This is a genomic window from Mycobacterium scrofulaceum (assembly GCF_001667885.1).
GTDB classification, from domain to species: domain Bacteria; phylum Actinomycetota; class Actinomycetes; order Mycobacteriales; family Mycobacteriaceae; genus Mycobacterium; species Mycobacterium scrofulaceum_C.
The window spans coordinates 1-711 of sequence record NZ_LZJW01000063.1 but is presented as its reverse complement, the minus strand read 5'-3'; the positions used below and the strand labels follow the sequence as shown (position 1 = coordinate 711).

Sequence of the window (711 nt, the reverse complement as noted above, 5' to 3'; positions counted from 1 at the left end):
GGAGAACAAGCCGTCCAATCCCAGCGACCCGCACGACGGGGCCTACACGGCGGCGCGGCTGGCCCGGGACGAGGGCGCCACCATCCCGGTTCCCGTCGACGACCAGACGCTGCAGAAGATCTGCGAGATCACCGACGGCCAGGCGTTCCACGCCGACAGCCTGGAGTCGCTGAAGAACGTCTACTCGACCCTGCAGCGCCAGATCGGCTACGAAACCGTCAAGGGCGATGCCAGCCTGGCCTGGATGCTGCTGGGGGCGGTCGCCTTGGCGAGCGCGATCCTGGCCGGCCTGTTCCTGAACCGCCGGCTGCCGTCCTGAGCGATCAGACCGGCAGCCGCCGGTTGATCAGCAGCGCCAACGCCGTCGCGATCAGGGCGGTGATCACGCCCAGGCGCAGCCACCCGGCGCTGCCCGGCCCCGCCACGGTGCGATAGCCGATGTCCTTCTCGATCGCGTTGTAGCTCTTGTTGAGCTCGGCGATGTTGCTGGCGGTGTAGGACTGCCCGCCGGAAAGCTTGGCGATGGTCTTCATCTGGTCCGTCGAGACCGGGACGGCGACGCGCTGCCCGTCCATCTCGATCTCGCCGGTCTTGGTGCCGAACGAGATCGTCGAGATGGGCACGCCCTCGTCCCGGGCCAGCCGCGCCGCCGTGTAGGCCCCGTCGTGCGGGTCGCTGGGATTGGACGGCTTGTTCTCCCCGCCGTCGGAC

2 pseudogenes are annotated in these 711 nt (G+C 69.1%); one reads left to right on the top strand and one right to left on the bottom strand.

What is annotated here, in order from left to right:
- Positions 1-319, top strand: a pseudogene (locus A5681_RS09455) (hypothetical protein); the annotation flags it as partial.
- Between the two features lie 4 nt (positions 320-323).
- Here A5681_RS09455 and A5681_RS09450 read toward each other — a convergent pair.
- Positions 324-711 (bottom strand): annotated as a pseudogene (locus A5681_RS09450) (hypothetical protein); the annotation flags it as partial.